The organism is Geomonas sp. (genome assembly GCF_056994735.1).
Window position 1 is genome coordinate 1 of the sequence record NZ_JBXKJL010000337.1, and the last position, 3561, is coordinate 3561.

At 60.7% G+C, this 3561-nt stretch carries 4 protein-coding genes; all 4 read left to right on the forward strand.

Annotated features, from left to right (window positions below; translation table 11 throughout):
- Window positions 1-21: 21 nt before the first annotated feature.
- Entirely contained in the window at window positions 22-792 is a 771-nt protein-coding gene (locus AC11W3_RS14555) for an ABC transporter ATP-binding protein (RefSeq protein ID WP_484089551.1), read from the forward strand.
- A gap of 28 nt (window positions 793-820) precedes the next feature.
- Window positions 821-1627, forward strand: coding sequence for a hypothetical protein (locus AC11W3_RS14560; protein WP_484089550.1), 807 nt, complete (start codon window positions 821-823; stop codon window positions 1625-1627).
- Window positions 1628-1712: 85 nt separating this feature from the next.
- The gene (locus tag AC11W3_RS14565; protein ID WP_484089549.1) at window positions 1713-3047 is read left to right on the forward strand and encodes an ABC transporter permease; all 1335 of its coding nucleotides are present in this window, start codon (window positions 1713-1715) and stop codon (window positions 3045-3047) included.
- Between the two features lie 31 nt (window positions 3048-3078).
- A complete protein-coding gene (locus AC11W3_RS14570; RefSeq protein WP_484089548.1) occupies window positions 3079-3342 on the forward strand; it encodes a phosphopantetheine-binding protein in 264 nt (87 codons plus the stop codon).
- Window positions 3343-3561 lie beyond the last annotated feature (219 nt).

The following is a 3561-nucleotide window of genomic DNA, read 5'->3' on the forward strand; positions in this document are numbered from 1 at the left end:
CCGGGGGAGGAGTCTGACTGTATGGGGTGTGTTATTAAAGAGGGTAACAATACCGTCCTTCGGGTGGAGAACCTGGTAAAGGTGTATCCCGGCGCCACCGTCCCTGCTGTCAACGGGCTGGAATTCAGCGTCGGGGCCGGGGAGATCTTCGGCCTGCTCGGACCTAACGGCGCCGGCAAAACAACTGCCATCTCCATCATCTGCACTTTGCTGAAGCAGACCAGCGGGAGGGTTCTGATATGCTCGCAGGACACCTTCCGCAATCCTTCGGCCGTCCGGAACATGTTCGGCCTGGCGCCCCAGGATGTCGCCCTCTACCCGAGCCTGAGCGCCCGCGAAAACCTGTCGTACTTCGGCAGGCTCTATGGCCTCACCGGCCGCAATCTCTCCAGCCGGATCGAGGACTGCCTCGCCCTGGTTGCGCTTTCAGAAAACGGCCATACCCGGATCGATGCCTTTTCCGGCGGCATGAAGCGACGGGCTAACCTCGCGGCGGCCATCCTGCACACGCCTCAACTGCTGCTGCTGGACGAGCCCACGGTGGGAATCGATGCCCAGTCCAGAAACATGATCCTGGAAAACCTGAAGGACCTTCGGGACGCAGGGATGACCATACTCTACACCACGCACTACATGGAAGAAGCGGAACAGATCTGCGATCGCGTCGCCATCATGGACAGGGGAAGCATCATCGAAACGGGAACGCCGGGCGCTCTCATCAGCCAATACGAAGGGTGCGGCAACCTGGAGGATGTCTTCCTCCATCTGACCGGAAAACAGCTGCGCGACTGAACTGGCCAGCGTGTTAAAGGAGCGCTTCTTGCCGCCACTGAAACGCATTTCTCTTCCGGAGATCCACGACCAGCCCTGGTGCCCGCGGGTGGTCCGCAACGCCGTGACGGACTTCCTCCAGTACGCCGCAAACCACTGGGGGCAGTACACCCCTCTCCTGCCGACGCTCTGTTATTTCCTGCAGCGGGTCAACGCACCACGGATAGTGGATCTTTGTTCCGGCGGGAGCGGGCCGTGGCAGAGGCTCCACGGGACGATATGTCGCGCATTCGGCCCCGACTTCAGGATCGTACTGACCGACAGGTACCCGAACCTCGATGCCTTTTACCTGGCTTCCGGCGTCTCAGGCGGGGCCATCGACTTTAGCGATGAACCTGTAGATGCCACCTCGATCCCCGGGGAGCTCTCGGGATTCAGGACCCTGTTCGGCTCTTTCCACCATTTCGATCCCCCCGCGGCCCGTCGGATGCTGCAGAACGCGGTCGATTGCGGACAGGGGATCGGCATCTTCGAGATGACGGAGAGGCGGGGACTGACCATGCTTGCCATGCTGACGGCGCCGATCTTCGTGCTGCTGCATGCTCCGAAGATCCGCCCGTTCAGCTGGTCCAGGCTCCTGCTGACTTACCTGGTCCCGATCGCTCCTCTCCTGGTGATGATTGACGGGATCACGTCCTGTCTCCGCACGTACTCGGTGGAGGAACTCGAGGAACTGACGGGGTCGCTCACCGGGACTCCGTACGAGTGGGAGATACGGAAGCTATCTGTGCCGACATCGCCCTTTCCGGTCACCTACGCGATCGGGTGCCCCAATCCCGCGCCAGTTCAGCGGTAGCAGCCACCCCCACCCCCCTGTCCCCTTGAGGTGAGGGGAGAGGCCTACTGCCCCTGGCGGAGGGGAGTTCATAGGAAGAGACCGAATGCGTACCATTCTCGCGACAATCATCAAAGAACTTACGGAACTGAGCCGGGATCGGGCGGGGGTACTGGTGCTTCTGGTCATGCCCATGGCGCTGGTGCTGATCGTTTCGCTGGTGCAGGATAGCGTCATGCAGGCAACGGGGGAGGCCGCGATCCGGGTTCTCTTCGTCGATGAGGATCACAGCTCCCTGTCGGACGCCATCAGCAAAAAGCTCAAAGACGGTGGCGGGCTCCAGCTCATTTCACAGATCGAGGGGAAATCGGTCAGCACGGAGAGAGCAAGGAAGGCCGTTACCAACGGGGAGTATCAGTTCGCCGTGGTCATCCCGCCAGGCACGGGAGCTGCGTTCAGGAAGAAGATCGAGGACAGGGCGGCAGCCGCCGTAGTTGTCAAGGGAAGGGCCGCGGAGCCGGCACATAAACTCCCGGGATCGACCCCGGTGGGGCTTTACTTCGACCCGGCGGTGCAGGCGGCCTTCCGGACCGCGGTCACCAGCGCGCTGCAAACGGTAATTCTGGGGATCGAGTTCAAGGAGCAGGTCGGCATCCTCTCGGAGAACCTCCCGAAGGAGCTGAAGAAGGCGACCTCTGGCATGATGAACCCGTTCATGGGCCCGATGGCCGCGCCCGAGGTCAGTTTCAAGATGGATACTGATCCGGTGCTGAAACTCGACGAGAAGGTGGCGTCCAACAGCAGGTTCCTTAAGAGGCCGACCTCGGCCCAGCAGAACGTCCCGGCCTGGGCGCTTTTCGGGATGTTCTTCATCGTCGTGCCCCTTTCCGGGTCGCTGATCCGGGAGAGGCAGACCGGGAGCTGGACCAGGCTGATGACCATGCCGGTCTCCCCGCTGGCTCTTCTGGTCGGGAAGCTTTGCGCGTACGTGCTGGTCTGTCTGACCCAGTTCTCCCTTATGCTGTTGGTTGGCTGCTACATACTGCCACTGCTTGGGACTTCCGGACTGGTGCTCGATCGCCAGCTCGTGACCATCGCCCCCATAGCCCTGATCGCGGGGCTGGCTGCAACGGGGTACGGAATAATGGTGGGAACTCTGTCCAAGACCTACGAGCAGGCTTCCATGTTCGGCGCAGTCTCGGTGGTGATCGCCGCAGCCCTTGGCGGTATCATGATCCCGGTCTACGTCATGCCCCGATACATGCAGGATTTCAGCATGGTGTCGCCCCTGGCGTGGGGGCTCAACGCCTTTCAGGACGTCCTGGTCCGGGGCGGCGACTTCCACACTGCCTCCCGGGAAATCTGTTTTCTTTTAGCCTTTTTTGTTGTAACTATAACGGTCTCCTGGTTCGCGCTCAGCCGCAAACGGACTGGAGAATGATGCTATCTTGTTGAGGAGCTGGAGGGAAAGAATGCTGGACAGCTTGGAGCAGGAACTTTCGGATATGATCATTGAAGTGTGCCGGGTGACGGATCCGGCACTTGAGGATATAACGCCCGACGCGCCGCTGATCGGCCCGGATTCCCCTTACGGACTGGACTCGCTGGACGCGGTCGAGGTGGTTGTCGCCGTGCAGAGAAGGTACAACATCAGGATTGAGGCGCAGGAGACCAGCAGGGAGGTCCTCCGTTCGCTGAAGACGCTGGCGACCTTCCTCCGCAGCCAGCAGAAGTAAACCACCCCTCTTCTCTCTCCCGGGAACTCTCCCTCTCCCGGGCGAGGGGTGAAACAAAAGTCCTTCGGTTAAGCCCTCGATTTATCCCGCCGATTCATCGTCCCCCATCTGTCTTTTCCCACATGTCGAAAAAGTTGAAGAACTGGTACGGGTGCTTATCCACGAATCCTTCGAGGGCGGCTGCAAACTCTTCTGCGAAGGGGCGGTAGCTCTTGGGGG

Bases quoted from the DNA above. Each gene is read 5' to 3' on its own strand.
- AC11W3_RS14555 (WP_484089551.1), top strand. From the start codon at position 22: ATGGGGTGTGTTATTAAAGAGGGTAACAATACCGTCCTTCGGGTGGAG.
- AC11W3_RS14565 (WP_484089549.1), top strand. From the start codon at position 1,713: ATGCGTACCATTCTCGCGACAATCATCAAAGAACTTACGGAACTGAGC.
- AC11W3_RS14570 (WP_484089548.1), top strand. From the start codon at position 3,079: ATGCTGGACAGCTTGGAGCAGGAACTTTCGGATATGATCATTGAAGTG.